This window comes from uncultured Mucilaginibacter sp., assembly GCF_903913935.1.
Lineage (GTDB): Bacteria > Bacteroidota > Bacteroidia > Sphingobacteriales > Sphingobacteriaceae > Mucilaginibacter.
Genome location: NZ_CAIWNH010000052.1, coordinates 1 through 22,198 on the forward strand (window position 1 = coordinate 1; position 22,198 = coordinate 22,198).

Below are 22,198 nucleotides of genomic sequence, written 5' to 3' on the forward strand. Positions count from 1 at the left end.
CAATAAATTTGTAAAAAAAGGTTATATATAGTAGTTGATTAAGTTGAATGGTTGATTGGGTTGAATAAGTTCAAAAAAATCACCAAACACTAATTCACTAACTCAATAAATAAAAAGATGGCTAAGAAAGGCAACAGGGTTCAGGTAATTTTAGAATGCACCGAGCATAAAACAAGCGGCATGCCTGGTATGTCCCGCTATATTACCACCAAGAACAAGAAAAACACAACCGAAAGGCTTGAAATGAAAAAATTCAACCCGGTTTTGCGTAAAGTAACAGTTCATAAGGAAATAAAATAATTTGGTTGATCAAGTTGGATAGGTTGATTAAGTTAACATTACAATCACTCATTCACTAAATCAGTCATTCAATAATTAAAAAGACATGGCAAAGAAAGTAGTTGCAACACTGAAAGTAGCAGGTAAAGGCAAAGATTATTCAAAAGTAATCACCATGGTGAAATCACCACGTACAGGTGCTTACTCGTTCAAAGAGCAGATCGTTGCAAACGATTTTGTGAAAGACGCGATTGCCGGGAAATTATAATCCGGTAAATTTGATCAAAATATAAAAGCCATCTTGTTTTACGAGAAGGCTTTTTTTATGTGCAGATATGCAAATGTGCGGATGTGCAAATGAATAAAAACGATACATCCATTAATCTGCCCATTTAAAATCTGCACATTTGCACATCCGCATATCTGCACATTAAAAACATGGGATTATTCGATTTTTTCAAAAAAAAGGAAAGCACGCCGCAGGAACAGGAGGCGCTGGATACCGGTTTGGAAAAAACCAAGGATAACTTTTTTTCAAAGATCACTAAAGTTATCGCCGGTAAATCTACCGTAGACGACGAGGTACTGGACGAACTGGAAGAAGTGCTGGTAACTTCGGATGTAGGCGTTAAAACCACCCTCAAGATTATTGAGCGTATCCAGGCCCGCGTATTGCGCGATAAATATGTAAGCACCGGTGAGCTGAACAAATTGCTGAAGGATGAAATTCAGCAGTTACTGGCCGAAAATAACAGCAACGATTTCCAGAGCTTTGAATACGGTAGCCATAAGCCTTATGTAATTATGGTGGTCGGCGTAAATGGCGTGGGTAAAACTACTACCATTGGCAAGCTGGCGCATAAATTAAAGCAGGCCGGCAATAAGGTTGTACTGGGCGCTGCAGATACGTTCCGCGCGGCAGCTGTTTCACAGATCCAGCTTTGGGGCGAACGTGTTGGCGTAAAGGTGGTGGCGCAGGATATGGGTTCCGATCCGGCCTCTGTCGCTTATGATACCTTGCGCTCGGCGGTAGCAAATGGCGATGATGTGGCGATCATAGATACTGCCGGTCGTTTACACAATAAAGTGGGCCTGATGAACGAGCTCACCAAGATCAAAAATGTGATGCAAAAGGTTGTCCCTGGTGCCCCGCATGAAATCTTGCTGGTGTTGGATGCATCAACCGGCCAAAACGCTATTGAACAATGCAAACAATTTACCGAAGCTACTGCCGTAAATGCGCTGGCTTTAACCAAACTTGACGGTACGGCAAAAGGTGGTGTAGTGATAGGGATCTCTGATCAGTTTAAAATTCCTGTAAAATATATCGGGGTAGGTGAGGGTATGAATGATCTGCAGTTATTTGACAGGCAGGCATTTGTGGATTCGCTTTTTAAACAATAACAAACTTCTGTCATTGCGAGCGAAGCGTGGCAACCTCGTCGCTGACAGTTGACGGTTGTGGATGGCGACGAGGTTGCTTCGTCGTTCCTCCTCGCAATGACAAATTAGAATTATGAGGACTAAAACAATCATCGAACCAGTAATAAAAAGTAAGCCCCGTATCAACGTGGTTACTTTAGGCTGCTCAAAAAATATATACGACTCCGAGATCCTGATGGGCCAGTTGAAGGGCAACCATTTTGATGTGGTGCACGAATCGGATAAAGCCGGCAGTGATGATATCATTGTGATCAATACCTGCGGGTTTATTGATAACGCCAAACAGGAATCTATCGACACCATATTACAATACAGCGAGTTAAAAGACCAGGGCAAAGTAGGGAAAGTAATTGTTACCGGCTGCCTGTCCGAACGCTATAAGCCCGAACTGGAAGCCGAGATCACCAATATTGATGGCTGGTTTGGTACCAACGACCTGCAAAACCTGTTAACTTCTGTTGGCGCCGATTATAAGCATGAGCTGATAGGCGAACGCCTTTTAACTACACCCAAACATTTTGCCTACTTTAAAATAGCCGAAGGCTGCAATCGTCCCTGTTCATTTTGCGCCATCCCGCTGATGCGCGGTAAGCATTTGAGCCAGCCGATTGACCAATTGGTGAAGGATGCCCAAAATCTGGCAAAGAACGGCACCAAAGAGCTGATATTAATAGCCCAGGACCTTACCTATTACGGCCTCGACCTGTATGGTAAACGCAACCTGGATGAATTGCTGCGCAAACTATCGGATGTAAATGGTATCGAGTGGATCAGGCTGCAATATGCTTACCCATCTGGTTTCCCGATGGAGATTTTAGATGTGATGAACGAGCGGGAGAATATCTGTAAATACATGGATATGCCATTACAACACATCAGCGATACAATGCTGAAATCCATGCGCCGCGGCATCACCAAACAAAAAACCATCGACCTGGTAAACGAGATCCGCGATAAAGTGCCCGGCATTGCTATGCGCACTACGCTGATCACCGGCTATCCCGGCGAAACAGAGCAAGATTTTGAGGAAATGCAGCAATGGGTGGAAGAAACCCAATTTGACCGACTGGGTTGCTTTACTTATTCGCACGAAGAAAAAACGCATGCTTATGCATTGGTTGATGACGTACCGGATGAAGTGAAACAGCAGCGTGCTGATGCCATTATGGAAATCCAGCAGGGTATTTCATTCGATAAAAACCAGGAGAAAATAGGCAATACCTATAAAGTTTTGGTGGATAAAAAGGATGGCAACTATTTTGTGGGCCGTACGGAGTATGATTCGCCTGAGGTAGATAACGAGGTTTTGATTGACGCTAAAGTTGATTATGCTACCATCGGCAGCTTTGTAAACGTAAAGATCGACACCGCCGAGGACTTCGACCTTTATGGACATATTGTAAAATAAACCATTTTTAGCTGCCTGGTTTCTGTTTTAGCATTTTAAAAATCTAAATTCGGGCTTTGCATGGATGTGTTTTCGAATAAAGATGGATTTAATCCGAATTCGAACATCCGAACTCCGAAATCAAAAAATGGACTCAAGCTGTATAAACTATAAAGACACCGGTTATTTTTCGCAAACGGTTATTGATTACCTGGAAGACCTTCCGGAATTACGTTCATTTTATAGTTACCGGCCCGATTTGACAGGCTTTGCAGCGCTGCTGAAAAACAAAACAGTTGTTGCCGACCGTCAGTTATTGCATGATATCCTTTTGGGACAATACCAGCACCAGGATAAATACCCTGTTGAGGTGCTGGATAATATTTCCCTGCTGAAATCGGCAGATACCTTCACTATCACTACAGGGCACCAGCTCAATATTTTTGCAGGTCCATTATATTTCATCTATAAAATTGTCACGGCCATCAAATTATCGCGACAGCTGAAAGAAAATTTCCCGGATAAGAACTTTGTGCCGGTGTACTGGATGGCTTCCGAAGACCATGATTTTGCGGAGATCAATTATACCCATATCGGCGGTAAAAAGGTACATTGGTGGTACGAGGCCTCCGGTGCAACCGGCCGCATTAACCCTGATACCATGCGGCAGGCGCTTAACCAATATAAAGGCGCGTTAGGGATCGATCATCACGCCAATGAACTGGCGGATATAGTGGAACATGCCTATGCGGGTTTTGATAAACTGGCCGATGCCACCCGCTATTTGGTAAATGCCCTGTTTGGCCAATACGGCCTGGTAATTATCGACGCCGATGATCACCGTTTCAAGCAACAGTTTGCGCCTATCATGGAGCAGGATATTATCGAACAAAACAGCTTCAAATATATCAGTACCACCAATGAAAAGCTGCACCATTTGGGTGTGCATGTACAGGTAAACCCCCGCGAGATCAACTTTTTTTATTTGCAGGAAGGCTTGCGCGAAAGGCTGGTTTTTGAAAACGAACGGTACAACGTATTGAACACTGAGATCAGTTTTACAGAAGCGGAATTAAAACAGGAGATCAGCGAATTCCCCGAAAGGTTTAGCCCTAACGTGGTGATGCGCCCTTTATACCAGGAATGTATTTTACCTAATATCGCTTATGTTGGCGGCGGGGCCGAAGTGGTTTACTGGCTGGAGCTAAAATCGAATTTTGAGCATTATAAAGTTGATTTCCCTATATTGATATTACGTAACTCGGGCCTCGTAATTGCAAAGGAAACAGCCGCGAAAATAGCCCGCATGGATCTTGCGCCGGCAGAATTGTTTAAAACCTCGGATCTTATCAAAAACAATTGGGTAAAAAAACACAGCGAACATACTTTAAATTTAACCGAAGAATGGCGCGAGTTATCCTGCATTTTTGAGAAAATTAAACTCCGCGCACACAAGATCGATCCTACCCTTGCAAATTCCACGGCTGCGGTACAGGCCCGGCTGAAACACGCTATGGATAGCCTGGAAAAGAAACTCGTAAAAGCTGAAAAAATAAATTACCATACCCGGCTGCAACAAGTAGAACAGATCAAAGCCGATCTTTTCCCTCACGCCAGCCTGCAGGAACGCAATGAAAACTTTGGCCTGTTTTATGTGAAATGGGGGCAAACCTTTATAGATGAACTCATTCGCAATTTTGAGCCGCTGGATTTTAAGTTTACGGTGCTGACGGAATAAAAACACTATTATTAACGTATTTAGCAATTAAAAATATAGAAGAAGGTGGGTTTTAAAGCCGGGCCCGTGCGATTCCCCTCTCGAGGGGGGAGTTATTATAACGCTCATATTTTCAATTAGTTGATACTTTTAGTATCAGATTTTCAATCGCTAACACGTTATTATTAATATTTATGCACTTCAACTCCACCATCCTCACCATCCCCGGCCTGGGCGGTTCAGGGCCGCAGCACTGGCAATCCATTTGGGAAAAACGGTACAACTTTACCCGTGTTGAACAAAATGATTGGGATACGCCTGCTTGCAGTGATTGGATCGAAGGTATCAACGATGCCGTAAAAGCGCACGATACGGCTGATATAATACTGGTTGGCCATAGCCTTGCCTGCGTAACCATTGCCTACTGGGCGAAAAAATTCAATGTAAAAATAAAAGGTGCTTTATTGGTCGCGCCGGCCGACTCCGAAGCAGAAACTTTCCCGCCCGAAGCCAGCGGCTTTTCGCCGGTACCGCTTTTTAAATTGCCTTTCCCGTCAATTGTTGTTGCAAGTAACAATGATTTTTATGTGACTACTGAAAGTGCGAAACAATTTGCGGATAGCTGGGGAAGTGAATTTATAAATGTTGGTTCAGCCGGGCATATCAACGTGTCATCAGGTTATGGGGAGTGGGATTTTGGGCTTGAATTGTTAAAACGGTTAGATAATTAAATCCAGGGATAAAACTTCTCCGATAAAACTTACGAAGTTTTAGAAACTTCGTAAGTTTGGGGCATATGCTTATCTCTGAATCTGCACTGCGTTCATTTACCCAAAATATTTTTCTTGCCATGGGCTGCAGCGATGAACATGCTGCACTTTGTGCTGATGTATTGATAAAAGCCGACCTGCGCGGTATCGATTCGCACGGCGTTGCCCGCCTGGTGGGCTATGTGCGGCTGTGGGAGAAGAAACGCATCAATACCCGGCCCAATATCACCATCGTACACCAAACACCTACTACGGCCACGGTTGACGGCGATGCCGGGCTGGGATTAGTGGTTGCGCCATTCGCGATGCGCCTCGCTATTGAAAAAGCCGAAAAATATGGCTCGGGTTGGGTATCGGTTCGTAATTCCAATCATTTTGGTATAGCAGGGTATCATTCACTAATGGCCGTTGAAAAAGAGATGATCGGCTTCGCAATGACCAACGCCAGCCCATTGGTAGCACCAACTTTTTCAAACGAACGTTTATTAGGCACCAACCCCATTTGTTACGCTTTCCCGGCAGGAAATTATCCCCCGGTAGTGGTAGATATGGCGACCTCTGCTGCGGCTAATGGCAAGCTGGAGATCGCCCAGCGATCAGGCAAGCAGGTCCCGGAAGGATGGATCCAGGATGCCGATGGCAATTTTACGACCGATCCGTATGCCTTAAAAAGCGGCGGTTCCTTATTGCCCCTCGGCAGCGACCGCGAACACGGCAGTCATAAAGGCTTTGGCTTAAGTGCTACCGTCGATATTCTTTCCGCAGTATTGTCCGGCGCCAATTACGGGCCATGGGTGCCGCCCTTTGTGTCTTTCCTTGAACCACCAAACGATCCGGTGGGCTTGGGTATTGGCCATTTTGTAGGTGCTATGCGGGTAGATGGTTTCCGCCCGATAGATGAATTTAAAGCGAATATGGATAACTGGATCTCCCGGTTTAAATCGGCCTCAACTGTCGACCCAAATCAAAATGTGATCATTCCCGGTGAACCGGAACTGGAGGCGGAGGCTGACAGAACAAAAAATGGCATCCCGATCGTGGACGCCGTATGGAATGATCTAATTGGTTTAGCTGTAAAGTTCGACAGCCCCCTAACCCCCTAAAGGGGGAATTTAAATCTGCAAAGGATTAATATCGAACACTGAATGCTGAATATCGAATAATGAAATAAGAAACTTCGGTGTTCGATATTCAAAATTCATTATTCGACATTGCTTTTTTTTCAAACAAATCACTTGATCCCCCCGAGTATCCTCTCCCATCTTATTTTTTTGAGCAAAGGCGCATCGCTATCCCAGCTCATCCAGATAAATACGGCTTTGCCGGAGATATGGTCCTCCGGTACAAAACCCCAGTAACGTGAATCTTCAGAGTCATGGCGATTATCGCCTAAAACCCAGTAATAGTCCATTTTAAAGGTGTAGGAATTTGTCTTTTTGCCGTTGATGAAAATATCGGCCCCCTTAACTTCCAGCTTGTTGTGCTCGTAAACTTCAATCGCCCGCTCATAAAGCGGGAAGGTCATACTGTCCAGTTTTACGGTCCAGCCTTTTTTCGGGATGATGATGGGTCCAAAATTGTCCACGTTCCAATGGTAATCGGGGATCGTTTTGGTCAGCAACACATGCATCGGGAACATGTGCGGAAAAACAGGACTTGCTGTATCAGAAACACCTTTTAGAAAAAAAATAGGATTTAAAAATTTAACGTGGGTGTCTCGCTTTAACCTGTCAGCCGATTCTTTGGTCATCGTTAAGGGCAATGAACCTTCTCCGTGTAATTGAGTGATATTCAGTTGGGTTAACAATTGCGGGTTAACATCAACGCCGGTGGCAGTTTCGTATTGGTATTCTTGCTGCTCACCTGGCGCTGCAGGCAGTAATTTACCATTTATAAATACCTGCTCATCAACCTGGCTAACCGTATCCCCCTCAATTCCCGCACAACGTTTGATATAAAATTCTTTTTTGTCTATCGGGCGGTTATCCATCGTATCCTGCGGATAATTAAAAACAATTACTTCGCCGCGTTTAATACTGCTAAAGCCAGGCAGGCGGAAATAAGGCAATTCCCAGCCATCCCAATAAGATTTTAGATTGGTATTTGGCAGGGTATGATTGGCAAAAGGAAAGCTGAGAGGGGTCATCGGGACCCTTGCCCCATAGTTTAACTTGCTGACAAAAATATTATCGCCCACCAAAAGTGTTCTTTCCATCGAAGGCGTTGGGATCACATAGGCCTCGATAAAAAAAGTACGAATGATCAACGCGGTGAAAACGGCGAAAAATATTGCTTGCCCCCAGGCGATAACAGAAGATACGGCCCTGCTTTTAGGGTACTCGTTCCTGAAGCCTGGCGATGCTGAGGGGCCAAGGTAGGCCGTTTTATTTTCGAAACCCCATTTGGGCAAATAAATAAAACCAAGGATAATCGCTTTTGCGCGGTCCTTTGCAGTAAACTTTCCGTAGGATTTGATAAAATCAACCAGGATACCTGCGCCGACAATCGTGCTGGCCAATGGCAGAAACAGCCAGATCATCCACCATGCAGGCCGCCCGCTTATCTTTAGCATCACGTAGTCTGAATAAAAAGGGATCAGCGCTTCCCACCCTTTACGACCAGCTTTTTGAAATAATTTCCAATACCCGGCAAGAGCAAGCAGAAAAATTGGGGAGGCAAATAGGAGTACGCCGATGTAGCTGCCAAGTTCCATTTTGTTAGTTGATTGGGTTTGTAAATGTTTAAAGATAATGGAATATTTTTAGCGCATTCAATCTTTTTGGTATCAATCAAATTCGTCAAAGGGGGTTCTTATGGAACCAAATGATATTTAATTGATTTCTATAAACAGGGTACTCCTACGGCGTAAAAAGAATTTGAACGATAGGGATTGGAAAGGTGTTAGCGGCTCCATGTTGAGCCGCCCGTTTATAGTTAATTTTAAAAATTAAAAAAGGCTCCATCGGAGCCTCCTGTATTTTTTTTGATTGCCTTAATTAACCTGATCGTAAATAATTCCGCAATCAACATTCCGAATTTCGCAATCAACTCATTCAATCACCCCCAATAAATCCGAAATCGAAATTCCGAAATCAATGAATCCCCATAAACAACCTGCTCCAGCGGATTTTATGAAAGAACGAAGCATTCTCATCCCAGCTCATCCACACAAACAATGCCTTGCCAACAATATGGTCCTCCGGAACGAAGCCCCAGTAACGTGAATCTTCTGAATCGTGGCGGTTGTCGCCCATCATCCAGTAGTAGTTCATTTTAAAGGTATAGCTATCGGTTTTTACACCGTTGATGTAAATATCGGTCCCTTTAACTTCCAGTTTATTGTTTTCATAAACCTTAATAGCACGCTCATAGATCGGGAAAGTCAAGCTGTCCAGTTTTACTGTCCATCCTTTTTTGGGTATGATGATGGGTCCGTAGTTATCTACGCTCCAGTGATAATCGGGTAGATTTTGGGTGAGTTTTACATCGATGATGCTGGTGCTACTTTTGGGAAAAACAGGATTTTGAGGGTCCGAAATCCCCTTTTGCGAGATAATCGGCGCAAAGTCTTTCACATTGGAGTAACTTTTCAAAATATTAGCTGACGCCTGGGTCATTGCTTTGGCCGAATGCCCTTCATATAACGTAATATTTAGGTCGTTCTCAATCTGTGGGTTCAAATCTTCTCCGACAGTCCGAAAAGTATATTCCATCTGTTCTCCCGGCGGGTTTGGAGCAGCCTTGCGGTTTACATAAACTTGTCCGTCAACAACACTAACGGTATCGCCTGAAATGCCCTGGCAGCGTTTAATATAGTTTTCGCGTTTATCCACGGGCCGGTTGTTGATGGTGTCGGCGGGGTAATTAAATACCACCACGTCGCCCGGTTTTACACTGCTAAAGCCTGGCAGTCGGTGATAGGAAAGTTCCCATCCATCCCAGTATGCTTTGGTGCCGGTTAATGGCAGCGTGTGATGAGCAAATGGGAACGCGATTGGTGTCATGGGCGTGCGTGCGCCATAATTAACTTTGCTTACAAATAAAAAATCGCCAACCAAAAGCGACCTTTCCATTGAAGGGGTAGGGATAACATAGGCCTCAATAAAAAAAGTACGGATCAGCGTAGCTGCTATTACTGCAAAAACTATCGCGTCAACCCACTCGCGGGTAGCGCTTTTCTTCTTCTTATTTGTGTTTTTTGGCGTATTTTTCTTGTTCCAGAATTTCCAGTTCATTTTACAATATTGGGGATTATTTATGAGAATTAAGAGTTGAGAACCTGGAGTCAAGAATCAAGGCAGGAATTTATAGGTTTTATATATAATATCCGTTTCTTTTTTGTCTTTGTTCTTGATTCCCGGCTCTTGATTCTAAAAATTAAACATGTCTTCTATTGAATGAAAGCCTTTTTTATCACTTATCCATTCTGCAGCCATTACCGCGCCTAATGCAAAGCCGTTGCGGTTATGCGCCGTGTGCTTAAATTCAATCGTGTCAACTTCCGAATCATAAAGCACGGTATGGGTGCCCGGTACGCTATCGATCCTGAAAGACTCTATCAGCAACTGATCAGCGGCAATATTATCGTCTGCAGTTTCTTCGCCATCAGTGGTAAGTACGTTTACCCATTCTTTTTTACGGTCCAGGTTTTCAATTATACCTTCAGCAATAGTGATCCCTGTTCCGCTGGGCGAATCCAGTTTTTGCACATGGTGTATTTCTTCCACCTGTACATCGTAATAAGGATAATTGTTCATCAGTTTTGCCAACACCTTATTTACATGGAAAAATACATTTACCCCGATGCTGAAATTGGAAGCATACAGCAGTGTATGGTCGCCGTCTTCGCATATTTGTTTTACCTGTGGCATTTGATTGTACCAGCCTGTTGTACCTACCACAACAGGAACACCGGCATTAAAACACTGTTTGATATTGCCAAGAACGGTTCCGGGAGTGCTGAACTCTATGGCGACATCCGCTTTTGCCAGGTTTTCGGTAGTTAGTTCGTCCAGGTTATTGTAATCGATTTTTAATACGATCTCGTGTTTACGGTCGGTGGCAATTTTTTCAATGATCTTGCCCATTTTTCCGTACCCTAATAATGCTATCTTCATTCTCAATAAATACTTTATGGCCGGCAAAGGAATTCAAATTCCTTGTAATGACTTTATTAAAATGTAAAGGTAACTTTTAAACCCGGAATATTTGAACCTGATAAATTTTGGGCGAACATGGTTTGGTTAATAACGGTCGGCCTTACCTGCATTGACAGGTTATTGTCTACTGTAAAGCTGTGAATAAATTTGGCATCGATATAGGCATCAATTGCATTAATCGCCCATGCTCCTACAAAACCTAAAATACAAAGGTCGCGGTTACGGCGGTAGCCATCCGTTGCATCGTACAGCGCCTGGCTGGATACCTGCGAATATAAAATGGCCTGCCCATAATATTTATCAGCCGGCTGTGGTGTGGTGCCGAATTCCCTGTATTTTGATAAGGCTAAAAATTCGTTATAGTTGGTGTTATTAAAAACGATCGCATCCACCAACAGGCCCAATCCGGCATAAACAAGCGGTACTTTCCACCATTGGTGATTATACACCTGCCCCCATCCCGGTAACATCAGGGAATGCATTACTGCAAGGTGCGGGCTATGGGTGCTATCCGGGTGAAAATCTTTTTCTTTTTTTATTTTAGGGACATGCTCCTTTTCGGCTATCGTGTCTTTCCGGGTTGAAATTAAGGTATCCCTACTGCCGGTTTTGGCGGATTTTGATATGGTATCTGGTTTTTGGGCGATTGCGCTAAAAGAGAACAACACTAAAAAACAAAAAACTGACAAATGTTTAAGCATGTTTTACATTAAAAAACCATTCGCTAAATGCGATAGGCATATTACCAATCCATAATTTCGAGGATACGGCCAAGGTCTTCCTGCGATAAAAAGGGGATCTCAATGGTCCCTTTTCCCTGGCTGCTCACCTTTAGCTTAACACGTGTGCTAAACTTCGATGCCAGGTCGTCCTGTATCTTTTGGACCTGGAAGGAAACAGGCTCGGGCTTTTTATCTTCCTTTTTAACAGGCGACCGTTGCGCATTCCGCACCAGATCTTCTGTACTACGAACGGACAAGCCCTGCTTAATAATATGCTGGTGGTAAAATATTTGTTGGGTAGGGTCTTCAAGCGTTAACAAGGCTTTTGCATGGCCCATGCTGATCTGACCGTCGCGTACCGACGCCTGTACGGCGGGAGGCAATCTTAACAAGCGCAGGTAATTGGTTACGGTCGACCTGTTTTTGCTTACGCGATCACCCAATTCCTCCTGCTTAAGGTTACATTCCTCAATCATCCGCTGAAAGCTGAGCGCTACCTCTATCGCATTCAGGTTCTCCCGCTGAATATTTTCAATCAGCGCCATTTCCAGCATTTGCTGGTCGTTGGCCGTGCGGATATAAGCAGGAACCTGGGTTAAACCGGCAAGTTTTGATGCCCTGAACCGGCGCTCGCCTGATATGAGCTGATAACTGTGCGCACTCATGCGTCTAACGGTAATGGGTTGTATCAGGCCCTGCAGTTTTATCGAGTCGGCCAGTTCGGCCAAAGCCTGTTGATCAAAATCAGTACGTGGCTGAAAAGGGTTGGTTTCAATTTCAGCTAATTTTATCTCATTTACCGACCCCGGGTTATTTACCTCATGTGCGTTTGAAACATGACTTTTATTTTGTTGTACATTTTCAGAATCATTCAGCAGCGCGCTTAACCCTCTTCCCAAAGCGTTTCTTTTCTCTGTACTCATTATTTACACTGTTTCTATGTTAACTTCGGGTTCAGCTTTTACCAATCCGTTTTTACGGATAATTTCGCGGGCAAGGTTTAAGTAATTGATGGCGCCTTTGCTGGTTGCATCGTGCATAATTACAGATATGCCAAAACTTGGCGCCTCGCTTAAGCGGGTGTTCCGCTGTATAATGGTATCAAATACCATATCTTCAAAATGGGTACGTACCTCTTCAACCACCTGGTTTGACAGCCGGAGCCTCACATCATACATGGTAAGCAGGATGCCTTCAATTTGCAGGTTAGTATTCAGGCGGGACTGAACGATCTTGATGGTATTAAGCAATTTGCCTAATCCCTCCAATGCAAAATACTCGCACTGTACGGGAATAATAACCGAATCGGCAGCAGTTAATGCGTTGATGGTGATCAAACCCAGTGATGGCGAACAATCAATAATAATGAAATCGTAATTGTCCTTAACAACGTCCAATACGGCTTTCATTTTATATTCACGGTCTACCAGGTTGATCATTTCTATCTCGGCACCAACTAAATCAATATGAGCGGGCAACAGGTCAAGATTAGGTGTTTCCGTTTTTTGAATAGCATCACGCGGATCAATATTATTGATGATACACTCGTAAATACTATCCTTTATATTGCGCGGATCGAAGCCAATACCTGAGGTTGAATTGGCCTGTGGATCAGCATCAACCAATAGCGTTTTATATTCTAACACGGCCAAACTTGCAGCCAGGTTTATCGACGAAGTAGTTTTTCCAACACCCCCTTTTTGGTTGGCTAAAGCAATAATTTTACTCATTTTATATTTAAACAATTTTTATAAAAAGGTTCCCTGGTGAACGAAAATTCGAATGAGTGGTTCTTCCTCGGTATCGTATTTTATCCGCGATAAAGATACGGATTTAAATAATTCAGAAATCCACAGGTTTTGCTTATTTACAAACAAAATCAATTATTGAATTAGGTAATAATTAGTGAATTGGTGATTTAGTGAATTAGTGATTGGGGAAATAATTGGCGAATTACTGAATTTGTGATTTAGTGATTTGTAAAGAAGTAATGAATTAGCAACTTATTGCTTTAATTTGTTCGTTGTTAATTAGCGCGACTGGTTTTAATTCACTAATTCGCTAAATCACCAATTCACTAATTAAAATAATTATCTAATTCACTAATTAACAAATGGTTACTATTATATCCGCCACTAACCGTCCCGGGAGTTCAACACTTAAACTGGCTAAATATTATCAAAAAAGACTTCGCGAAAAGGGCGTGGAGGCCGGGATTTTATCAATGGATCAACTGCCCGCCAATATTATCGAAACCGATCTGTACGGAAAACGAAGTGCAGCATTTGCCGCCATCCAGGAAATAGTTACCAATACCCAAAAGTTTTTATTTGTCATCCCCGAATACAACGGAAGCTTCCCCGGGGTTTTAAAAACATTTATTGATGCCTGCGACTTCCCGCAAAGTTTTTACGATAAAAAAGCCGCGTTAACAGGCCTTTCTTCAGGTAAGTACGGTAATATCAGGGGCATCGATCATTTTACAGGGGTGTGCCACTATTTAAATATCCATGTGATGCCCTTAAAAATTCACATCTCCGCCATCAAACAGGAATTTGATGAAAATTATAACCTGTTTAAAACAGACACCCTTCAGTTTACCGACGAGCAGATGGATAAATTTATTGCCTATTAGATTACACCGATTTGATTTTTGGGATTACACCGATTGTAGATTGATTTCACCGATTAATTGCGTGTTAGCTTGATTTCTTTTTTGCCCTATCTAATTAACCAGCCATTAACGCATGCTCATCTCTAATAGCCAATGTCTAGCCGCTGTCACAAACTAATCTCTAATTAACTAACCTCTAATCTCCAATCCCTACTTCCCGTTTATCAATTTTGCCATTATAAAAGCGGCGGCGGCGGCTATTGCGCCTATAATTAAAACTTTTAAAGCCCCGGCCAATACCGGTTGTCCGGTTACTTTGCTCTTAAAATAGCCAAAAACAAACAAACATACCATAGTGATGGCGCACGAATAGTATAACGCTTTTTGCGATTCGCTCACAAAAAAGTAGGGTGACAGCGGGATTATGCCCCCTACGATATAGGATATACCTATGGTTATGGCACTTTGCGATGCCCGGTTTGCTTCGGGTTTTTCCAAACCTAGTTCATAGCGCATCATAAAATCAACCCATTTGTCTTTATCTTTTGCCATTTCATCGGCAATCTGGTCCTGTAACGCCGGCGACAATCCAAAATCAGCAAATACTTCTTTAACCTCCGCTTTTTCCTGTTCAGGGACGCGCTCCACTTCATCATATTCGCGCTTTAATTCCGAATGATAATGATCGGCTTCGGTGCGGCCCGCTAAAAAGCCACCCAGGCCCATTGCGATAGACCCGGCTACAATTTCGGCAATACCTGCGGTGATAACAATTCCTGATGAATTTACGGCGCCGCTCAGCCCTGCTGCCAGTGCAAAAGGGACAGTTAACCCGTCGGACATGCCGATTACAATATCGCGGATAGTGTCTGAGCTTTTTAAATGTTGTTCATGATGCATGGCTAAAAGTAGCAGTATTAAAATAGTTTTTGAGTTGAAATATCAATTTATTTTTAGTCTTGATAATTTGAACCGTAATAAAAAATTACCTTTACACCATAACCACCTAAATTAATGCGCCTTTTATTAAACCTGTCATTGATCTTTTTAACTATCCCCTGTTTTTTGCACGCGCAGGGTAATTACCAGCCAGGCGTGATTGTCAATTTAAAAGGAGATACCGTTCGCGGATATATCCAGTATACGGAGTGGGACAATAACCCGGATAAAATATTCTTTAAAACCAGCACAGCAGGAACTGCAGTGGCGCTAACGCCAGATAGTATCAGGTTTTTCAGCGCTGCGGTGGGCCATTTGGCCAAATTCGTAGCCTATGCCGGGCCTGTTTCAACGGATATCACCGATATTACCCGCCTTGCTATAGGGCGCGATTCGAGCTACCGTATGGATAAGATATTTTTAAAGGTATTGCAGGAAGGTAAAAACCTGTTGTTGTTTTCGTATGCCGACAACCTGAAGACCCGGTTTTTTGTTGCCGGAAACTATGCGGAAAAGCCGGCTGAACTGGTGTACAGGATTTATTACAACAGTATTGAGGAAAACGGCTGGGACAGAACATCGTACGAAAATATTTTTAAATCGCAACTCTATAACCAGGCTGTTAAAGCCGGTGTAATGAATCCGGCTTTAAAAAAGCAAATACAGGCAACCGATTATAAAGAGGCTGCCCTGCAAAATACCGCCGGTTTAATTAATAGTATTTCGGCAGCCGATCAATCCAAAAATAATCCCCGTAAACCAAGCGGCTTTTTAAAGGCAATTGCCATTGCCGGTGGAATAGCAGTTATTATCTGGTTCGTTCATGACCTTGCCGTACATAATAGTCGTTAGCCTGCGCAGCTCACCTTTATATTTTATCACAAATTTACACATACCACCTTATACTCCCCCAAAATGAAACACCTAAACAACTTGGTATTGATTTTTATTTTATTGCCATTTTTTTCGGCCGCACAAAGCAATTATAAACCAGGCTTTGTTGTTGTCGCAAAAGGCGATACGCTGCACGGATTTATTGATTACCAGGACTGGGACTCGAACCCTGAAGAAATCTCGTTTAAAACATCACCCGGTGACAAAGAGCGAAAAACCTACACTTTAAATGACATTAATTTTTTTAGTATAACAGGGCTGGCAGCCTATAAAAAGTACACGTGCTCCATAACTACCGATATTACCAATACGCTGCACCTGGGCGAAGGGCGTGACACCAGCGTTAAAGTTGCAACAGTTTTTTTAAGGGTATTGCAGCAAGGCAAAAACATAGCGCTTTATTCCTATACTGACGGACTAAAAACGCGCTTTTACATCGGTGAAACGCCAGATTTTACACCCGCCGAACTGGTATACCGTATCTATTATGATATGGCTAACCCCGGCGGCAGAACGGTGAATGAAAACACCTACCAGAAACAATTATTTGCACTGGCAAACAAATACAACACGCTGGACGATAAAACAACTGCCCGTTTGCAAACGGCAAATTATGAAAAAGGTGACTTGCTGACTATTGTAAGCCGGATAAACCAGGTATCAAAATATGATTTTGAAAAAAAATATACCGATCATGGAAAGGTGGCGTTTTATATGAGCGCCGCCCTAAGCATGTCAAATACCACGTCGTCGCCACAGTCTTCCTACTCTATTGCCGGTGGCATTCCATACAATTCGTATCAACCGGCGGTGGCCTTTGGGTTGGATTTTGTCCCCGATGCAAATGGAAGGGCCGAGTTTAGGGTTGATCTTTCTGTTAACCCTTCGCAATTTAATGCCCTGTATAAACTAAGGGTTAGCCCTTATGTCGACGCGAAAGCATCCTATAACCAGCTGGGCGTTTTTTTAACGCCGCAGGCTCTGTATAATTTTTACAATGCGCCAAACTTTAAATTTTATCTTGGAGTAGGTTTTGCGCTAACCTATTTTAACTTCAGTAAGCCTTATTTTCAAAGTCAAAATACATCATCGCCCGATCCTGGCTTTCCGCAGGAGCCCTTTTACTTTAATACCCTTAATAATGCTTTTCTTTTTAAAGCCGGATTCAGGATACAAAGGAACTGGGAAATATATTTCAATTATTATACATCAACAGCGGCTACAAAAGGCGGGTATTTCGGTTTAAACAATGTACTCAAACAGGTTGGTGTCAGTTATTTTTTTGGCAAATAGATGCCCTTTTAGTACTAAAGGTTTGAGGTGCTTTTACCTCACTATCAATACCCAGCCGGAAAGCTTTTGGGTGTTGTTTTTCAGGTCGATGATGTAATAGTACGTGCCTGCCGGCAGCGGTGTGCTATTGACTGAACCATCCCAGGGTTTTGCATAGCCGGTACTTTGGTATACCAGCTGCCCGTAACGGTTGTAAACCTGGAGGGCGCTTTGCGGATAGGTTACCAGGCCGCCGATGTTCCAATAATCATTTATACCGTCATTGTTGGGCGAGAAAGTGTTGGGTATTTCAATCTTTTTGTACACCCGTACAAAAACCTTGCTGGTTGAACTGCCGCATGTTAAGGATACAGCGGTAAGCGTATAGGTAATATTGTCTGTCGGAGATGCTACTGGGTTCAGTGAATTAGGGTCACTTAAAAAGGTAGCCGGGCTCCAGGTAAAGCTAGTGATGTTATCACCTTTTACTTCCCCGTTTAATTTAGCCGATTGCCCTTCAAAGAGCACAATATCATTGCCTGCGTTTGCCACCGGGTTCTGGTTTACACTTACCGTTACTGTTTTGGTGCTATCGGCGCAGCCGCCGTTGCTGATATGCACCGTATAGTTAGTTGTTTGCAGCGGAGATGCCACAGGATTAGGTGTATCGTCATGGTCCAGCCCTGCTGAGGGTTTCCATTTATAATACTTGCCGCCCGATGAGGATAGCTGCGTGGTCTCTCCGGCGCAAATGCTTACATCCGGACTTATTAAAGGCACTATTTTGGGTATTACGGTAACGTTGGTATGTACGGGCGGTGCGGGACAACCTTTGTCTGACATGGCCACTACCGTATAGGTACCGGCATTTGCGGGGGTGATATTGTTGATCACCAGCGGATTTTGCGAAGTTGGCTGCATATTGGGGCCGGTCCAGGTATAAGAGGCACCCCCTGATGCCGTCAGTGTGAGCGGGTAAGTCTCGCACACCGTTTGATCGGGTATTGGCTGGACAACCGGCATCGGGTTTATCGTAACGGATACCGGTGTTGAATATACCCTGCAACCGGCGTCGGTTATCAGTGAGCCGTTTGCTACGCCCATCCGGTATTGGTAGGTGCCAGGCAGCTCGGCGCCGGTAAAATTTACTGTCAGGGCATCCGAAATGCTACCGGTTACATCGCTCCAGTTCCCGTTATTATAACTTGTTTGCCACTGGTAAACCGGGCTATTGTCACCTATAACCGAAGCTTGCAAATCATACTTTATTTTGGTGCCCTGGCAAATGGCCGTAGTGCTGCCGCCCGTTACCGCGCCGATGCCTGAAAGGATGATCGGGCCGCAGGCACGAAAAGTAATATCATCCAGCACAAAATCGTTCCCGTTGCCGCCGGGTGCATTATTCACCATCCTAACCACCAGAGAAGTAGCATTAGCAGGCGTAGTAACAAATGCGCCGTACTGGACCCAGTTTGTTGAGCCAACATTTTGACCGCTGGCAGGAATGGGCCCGGTATTGATGGTTTTCTGCACCACCCCGTCAGTAGTTTCAATGGAAAAGGTGATATCAGGATGGTTATAACTGGCCGTAATAGGGCCCGGGATCATTAAATTAAGGATATAGGCCGAGAAAAAATATTTGGTATTAGGGCAAAGCCCGTTGGCTGTTTGCGTAAAAAAGATACTGGGTGCGTAAGATGCGTTAACGATCATCATGTATCCGTCGGACTTGTTGCCATTGGTATACCAGGTATGGTCATGCGGTACATTATACCAGGTGTATGGATGCGTATTGTTGGCGCTGGTAAGGCTGCTTGCAATGGTGTAGGAGCCATCCGGCGGGCAGTTATTTACGGTAAAAGTCATGTCCGTAATACCGGACGGCAATTGGTTGCCGGGGTTTAACCCTGAGCCAAAATCCTGGTTAATAACCGGGTCGCCTAAACTGCCGGTACAGGTTTCACTTTGGGCATTTACCCGTAATGTAAATGCGATGAATATAAACAGTAAAAATAGTTTCACAAAATTGGCCGCATTGGTTTTAAAGCTATGAACAGCTGGAATTCAAAAATAATTAATTAACCGGTTGATTTATCATGCGGCGGCATATTGTATCAATTTGTTTGAATTTGTTCCGGCGAAACTAGACTTTACCGCACGACAACCACCCATCCGGAGATTTTGGGGGTATTATTTTTCAGGTCGAGGATGTAATAGTAGGTGCCGGGAGGTAACAACGAACCGTTATAGGTACCATCCCATGGTTTGGAATAGCCCGTGCTTTGGTAAACCTGCTGGCCGTAGCGGTTATAAACAACAAGCGAACAATCCGGATAAGTTACCAGCGCATCAATATTCCAGTAATCATTTGTGCCATCGTTATTGGGCGAAAAGGCATTGGGGATAGTTATTTTTTTATACACCCTGATAAAGACATTACTGCTTGAGGTACCGCAGGACAAGGACGTGAGGTTTAATGTATAGGTAATATCATCTGTTGGGGTAGCAACGGGAGTTAATGATTTGGGGTCATCAAGAAACGTTGACGGCGACCAGAAAAAGCCGGTAATATTATCTCCTTTTATAACACCAACTAATTTAACCGACTGCCCCTCAAATATCGCTTTGTTACTCCCGGCATTTGCCACCGGGTTTTGATTCACGGTTACGGTTACCGTTTTGGAGCTGTCGGCACAACCATCATTACTTATATGAACCGTATAGGTGGTTGTTTGCAGGGGTGATGCTACCGGATTTGGCGAATCCGGATGATCAAGTCCTGTAGAAGGCGCCCATTTATAATATTTGCCGCCCGATGAGGAAAGCTGGGTGGTTTCACCGGCGCAAATGGTTACATCAGGGCTAACACCAGGCACTATTTTGGGTATTACATTTACGTATGTTTGCACTGGCGGCGCACTGCATCCTTTGTCTGACATAGCAACCACCGTATATGTTCCCGTATTTGCAGGGGTTGCACTATTGATAACCAGCGGGTTTTGCGACGTTGGCTGGATACCTGGCCCCGTCCAGGTATAGGATGCCCCGCCTGATGCCGTTAAAGTGACCGGATACGTTTCGCACACGGTTTGGTTAGCTATTGGCGGAACAACAGGATAGGGGTTTACGGTAACCGTTAAAGGGGAACAATACACCCGGCAATGTTCGGATGTAATGTCTGAACCATTGGCGATACCCACCCTGTATTGATAAATACCCGGTATTGCATTATTGAATAAAATATGTAGCACATCCGCGGTATTCCCCGGCATATCTGTCCAGCCTGCGCCGTTTGTATTTATTTGCCATTGAAAAAAACTGGTATTATTACCAACAACTGAAGTATTCAAAGTGTAATCGGCCGAGGCTCCCTGGCACAGTGTTTCAGTAGCCGGCCCCAGGTTTGAACCGAAACCTGCCTCAATTACCGGCCCACAGGCTCGAAAAGTAATGTCATCCAGCGCAAAATCATTACCGCAGCCACCCGGTGCATTGTTACTCATTTTAACAACAACGGCCTGGGTACCATTAGCGGGGGTAGTAAAAAACGTATGGTACCTGACCCATTGAACCGTACTGCTTGTTTGAATATCACCTGTATTGTACGGCGGACTTAAAAGCGTTCCGTCGGTTGTTTCAATAGTAAAGGTAATATTGGGTGGTATCGACTTGCCCCCGCATGTTGAAGGAAGGCATATGTTGGCAATATATGCTGCAAATTCATAGGTGGTATTGGGGCATAGCTCGCCCACATTAGTTTGCTGGGTAAAAAAAATACTCGGAGCAACAGATGCGTTAATGATCATCATGTAGCCATTTGGATTTCCCGTATGGTCCTGGGTTAATAAATGCCATGCATTTCCAAAGCAATTCCCAGAGCTGTTTGCAATGGTATAAGATCCATCATTGGGGCAGCCAGCATTTAAATAAGTCATGTTGGTTTGCTGGCCCGATAGCGCCGGGCCCGGATTTGATCCTGCTCCAAAAGTCTCGTTAATTACCGGATCACCTAAACTGCCGGTGCAAGTTTGGCCATAAGTATGAAAGGAAAGCAATACCGAAATTATAATTAAAAGTATCCTAAAAGTAATTGGTCGCATCAGGGAGTAACTACCTCATATAGTAATATTTCAAAAATAGCACTTTTAACCTGTGTTAAGACTCATTTTTTTGAATAAAACGTATCAGTTCGGTTACAATTAAAATGCTTTCTTTCAATTACTTTTATATGATTAAAAAGTTATTTTTGCTCCCTTCATATTAATCTATGGTAAAAATATACACTTCCTTATTTTTAATTTTTGTTGTCGCTACCAGCGTTGCCGGCCAAACCAAAAAGGATACTGCAAAAAACGATACTTCGAGGAATTTGAAGGCGGTAACCATAAAGGCCTACCTGTCTGAGCAGCCAGTATTAACTGTTCCTGCTTCGGTAAGTTTGATCAGCCAACAACAGTTAAATGTACAGCCTGATAATTCATTTATTTCGGTGCTGAATAGCCAGCCAGGGGTTCGGGCCGAAGAACGTTCGCCAGGCAGTTACCGTTTATCCATCAGGGGCAGTTTATTGCGTTCGCCATTCGGGGTGCGCGATGTAAAGATCTACTATGACGATATCCCCCTTACTGATGCCGGTGGCAATACCTACCTTAACGCCATTGATTTTAACAGCATCCATAGCATGGAGGTGTTAAAAGGCCCGGACGGAAGCCTGTTTGGCGCCAACTCAGGCGGGGTAGTTTTGCTGAGCCCGGTTAATCATCATGCGGATGGCAATTATCTTTCGGCAGGATTGAATGGCGGATCATATGGCCTTTTGCATGAGAACACCGCATTGCAAAATAAATCGGGTAATTCCCAGCTGAATTTAAACCAGGCTTATGAGAGCTATGGGGGCTACCGGCAGCACAGTTATATGCAGCGGCACTATATCCAGGCGGTTAACAGCTGGACCTATAACAAAAACGACCAGTTCAGGCTCCTTGGCTTTTATTCGGATCTG

The 22,198-nt window shown here is 43.9% G+C and carries 20 protein-coding genes; 11 read left to right on the forward strand and 9 right to left on the reverse strand.

Annotated features, from left to right (window positions below; all coding sequences use genetic code 11):
• The first annotated feature begins 117 nt into the window (after nt 1–117).
• The 7 genes from rpmG (at nt 118) to QZY09_RS02010 (ending at nt 6,699) form a co-directional block, all read left to right on the forward strand.
• The gene (gene rpmG, locus QZY09_RS01980) at nt 118–300 is read left to right on the forward strand and encodes a 50S ribosomal protein L33 (RefSeq protein ID WP_067063463.1); all 183 of its coding nucleotides are present in this window, start codon (nt 118–120) and stop codon (nt 298–300) included.
• 85 nt (nt 301–385) lie between these two features.
• The gene (locus QZY09_RS01985; RefSeq protein ID WP_096355824.1) at nt 386–547 is read left to right on the forward strand and encodes a DUF4295 domain-containing protein; all 162 of its coding nucleotides are present in this window, start codon (nt 386–388) and stop codon (nt 545–547) included.
• A 170-nt stretch (nt 548–717) separates the two neighbouring features.
• Nucleotides 718–1,683, forward strand: coding sequence for a signal recognition particle-docking protein FtsY (ftsY, locus tag QZY09_RS01990; protein WP_295667507.1), 966 nt, complete (start codon nt 718–720; stop codon nt 1,681–1,683).
• 112 nt (nt 1,684–1,795) lie between these two features.
• Nucleotides 1,796–3,130, forward strand: a complete 1,335-nt coding sequence (gene rimO, locus QZY09_RS01995) for a 30S ribosomal protein S12 methylthiotransferase RimO (RefSeq protein ID WP_295667509.1) — start codon at nt 1,796–1,798, stop codon at nt 3,128–3,130.
• Between the two features lie 127 nt (nt 3,131–3,257).
• Nucleotides 3,258–4,847 carry a bacillithiol biosynthesis cysteine-adding enzyme BshC gene (gene bshC, locus QZY09_RS02000; protein WP_295667511.1) on the forward strand — a complete coding sequence of 530 codons (1,590 nt, stop codon included), beginning with the start codon at nt 3,258–3,260 and terminating at the stop codon, nt 4,845–4,847.
• A 173-nt stretch (nt 4,848–5,020) separates the two neighbouring features.
• The gene (locus QZY09_RS02005; protein WP_295667512.1) at nt 5,021–5,557 is read left to right on the forward strand and encodes an alpha/beta hydrolase; all 537 of its coding nucleotides are present in this window, start codon (nt 5,021–5,023) and stop codon (nt 5,555–5,557) included.
• A 65-nt stretch (nt 5,558–5,622) separates the two neighbouring features.
• Entirely contained in the window at nt 5,623–6,699 is a 1,077-nt protein-coding gene (locus QZY09_RS02010) for an Ldh family oxidoreductase (RefSeq protein ID WP_295667513.1), read from the forward strand.
• A 128-nt stretch (nt 6,700–6,827) separates the two neighbouring features.
• Here the strand turns inward: QZY09_RS02010 and lepB (QZY09_RS02015) are convergent, their stop codons facing one another.
• The 6 genes from lepB (QZY09_RS02015) to QZY09_RS02040 all read right to left on the reverse strand — a co-directional run bounded on the left by lepB (QZY09_RS02015) (nt 6,828) and on the right by QZY09_RS02040 (nt 13,207).
• Nucleotides 6,828–8,309 carry a signal peptidase I gene (gene lepB / locus QZY09_RS02015; protein WP_295667514.1) on the reverse strand — a complete coding sequence of 494 codons (1,482 nt, stop codon included), beginning with the start codon at nt 8,307–8,309 and terminating at the stop codon, nt 6,828–6,830.
• 379 nt (nt 8,310–8,688) lie between these two features.
• Nucleotides 8,689–9,831 carry a signal peptidase I gene (gene lepB, locus QZY09_RS02020; RefSeq protein ID WP_295667515.1) on the reverse strand — a complete coding sequence of 381 codons (1,143 nt, stop codon included), beginning with the start codon at nt 9,829–9,831 and terminating at the stop codon, nt 8,689–8,691.
• 135 nt (nt 9,832–9,966) lie between these two features.
• The gene (gene dapB, locus QZY09_RS02025) at nt 9,967–10,713 is read right to left on the reverse strand and encodes a 4-hydroxy-tetrahydrodipicolinate reductase (protein ID WP_295667516.1); all 747 of its coding nucleotides are present in this window, start codon (nt 10,711–10,713) and stop codon (nt 9,967–9,969) included.
• Between the two features lie 56 nt (nt 10,714–10,769).
• Nucleotides 10,770–11,456 carry a DUF5683 domain-containing protein gene (locus QZY09_RS02030; protein WP_295667517.1) on the reverse strand — a complete coding sequence of 229 codons (687 nt, stop codon included), beginning with the start codon at nt 11,454–11,456 and terminating at the stop codon, nt 10,770–10,772.
• A gap of 41 nt (nt 11,457–11,497) precedes the next feature.
• Nucleotides 11,498–12,400, reverse strand: coding sequence for a ParB/RepB/Spo0J family partition protein (locus QZY09_RS02035; RefSeq protein WP_295667518.1), 903 nt, complete (start codon nt 12,398–12,400; stop codon nt 11,498–11,500).
• A 3-nt stretch (nt 12,401–12,403) separates the two neighbouring features.
• Nucleotides 12,404–13,207, reverse strand: a complete 804-nt coding sequence (locus tag QZY09_RS02040) for an AAA family ATPase (protein WP_295667519.1) — start codon at nt 13,205–13,207, stop codon at nt 12,404–12,406.
• 383 nt (nt 13,208–13,590) lie between these two features.
• Between QZY09_RS02040 and QZY09_RS02045 the strand changes: the two genes are divergently transcribed.
• Nucleotides 13,591–14,112: an NADPH-dependent FMN reductase gene (locus QZY09_RS02045; protein WP_295667520.1), complete on the forward strand. Its 522-nt coding sequence runs from the start codon at nt 13,591–13,593 to the stop codon at nt 14,110–14,112.
• A gap of 189 nt (nt 14,113–14,301) precedes the next feature.
• On the opposite strand, the gene QZY09_RS02050 is transcribed toward QZY09_RS02045, so the two are convergent.
• Nucleotides 14,302–14,991, reverse strand: coding sequence for a VIT1/CCC1 transporter family protein (locus QZY09_RS02050; RefSeq protein ID WP_295667522.1), 690 nt, complete (start codon nt 14,989–14,991; stop codon nt 14,302–14,304).
• A 114-nt stretch (nt 14,992–15,105) separates the two neighbouring features.
• Between QZY09_RS02050 and QZY09_RS02055 the strand changes: the two genes are divergently transcribed.
• Together QZY09_RS02055 and QZY09_RS02060 are read left to right on the forward strand one after the other, a co-directional pair.
• Nucleotides 15,106–15,882 (forward strand): hypothetical protein, encoded by a 777-nt coding sequence (locus tag QZY09_RS02055; protein WP_295667524.1) that lies wholly within the window; start codon nt 15,106–15,108, stop codon nt 15,880–15,882.
• A gap of 63 nt (nt 15,883–15,945) precedes the next feature.
• Nucleotides 15,946–17,217: a hypothetical protein gene (locus QZY09_RS02060; protein ID WP_295667526.1), complete on the forward strand. Its 1,272-nt coding sequence runs from the start codon at nt 15,946–15,948 to the stop codon at nt 17,215–17,217.
• A 33-nt stretch (nt 17,218–17,250) separates the two neighbouring features.
• On the opposite strand, the gene QZY09_RS02065 is transcribed toward QZY09_RS02060, so the two are convergent.
• Nucleotides 17,251–19,218, reverse strand: coding sequence for a gliding motility-associated C-terminal domain-containing protein (locus QZY09_RS02065; protein ID WP_295667529.1), 1,968 nt, complete (start codon nt 19,216–19,218; stop codon nt 17,251–17,253).
• A 128-nt stretch (nt 19,219–19,346) separates the two neighbouring features.
• The gene (locus QZY09_RS02070; protein ID WP_295667531.1) at nt 19,347–21,251 is read right to left on the reverse strand and encodes a gliding motility-associated C-terminal domain-containing protein; all 1,905 of its coding nucleotides are present in this window, start codon (nt 21,249–21,251) and stop codon (nt 19,347–19,349) included.
• Between the two features lie 212 nt (nt 21,252–21,463).
• On the opposite strand from QZY09_RS02070, the gene QZY09_RS02075 reads away from it, so the two are divergent.
• On the forward strand, nt 21,464–22,198 hold a 735-nt coding region (locus QZY09_RS02075), incomplete at its 3' end, for a TonB-dependent receptor plug domain-containing protein (protein ID WP_295667533.1).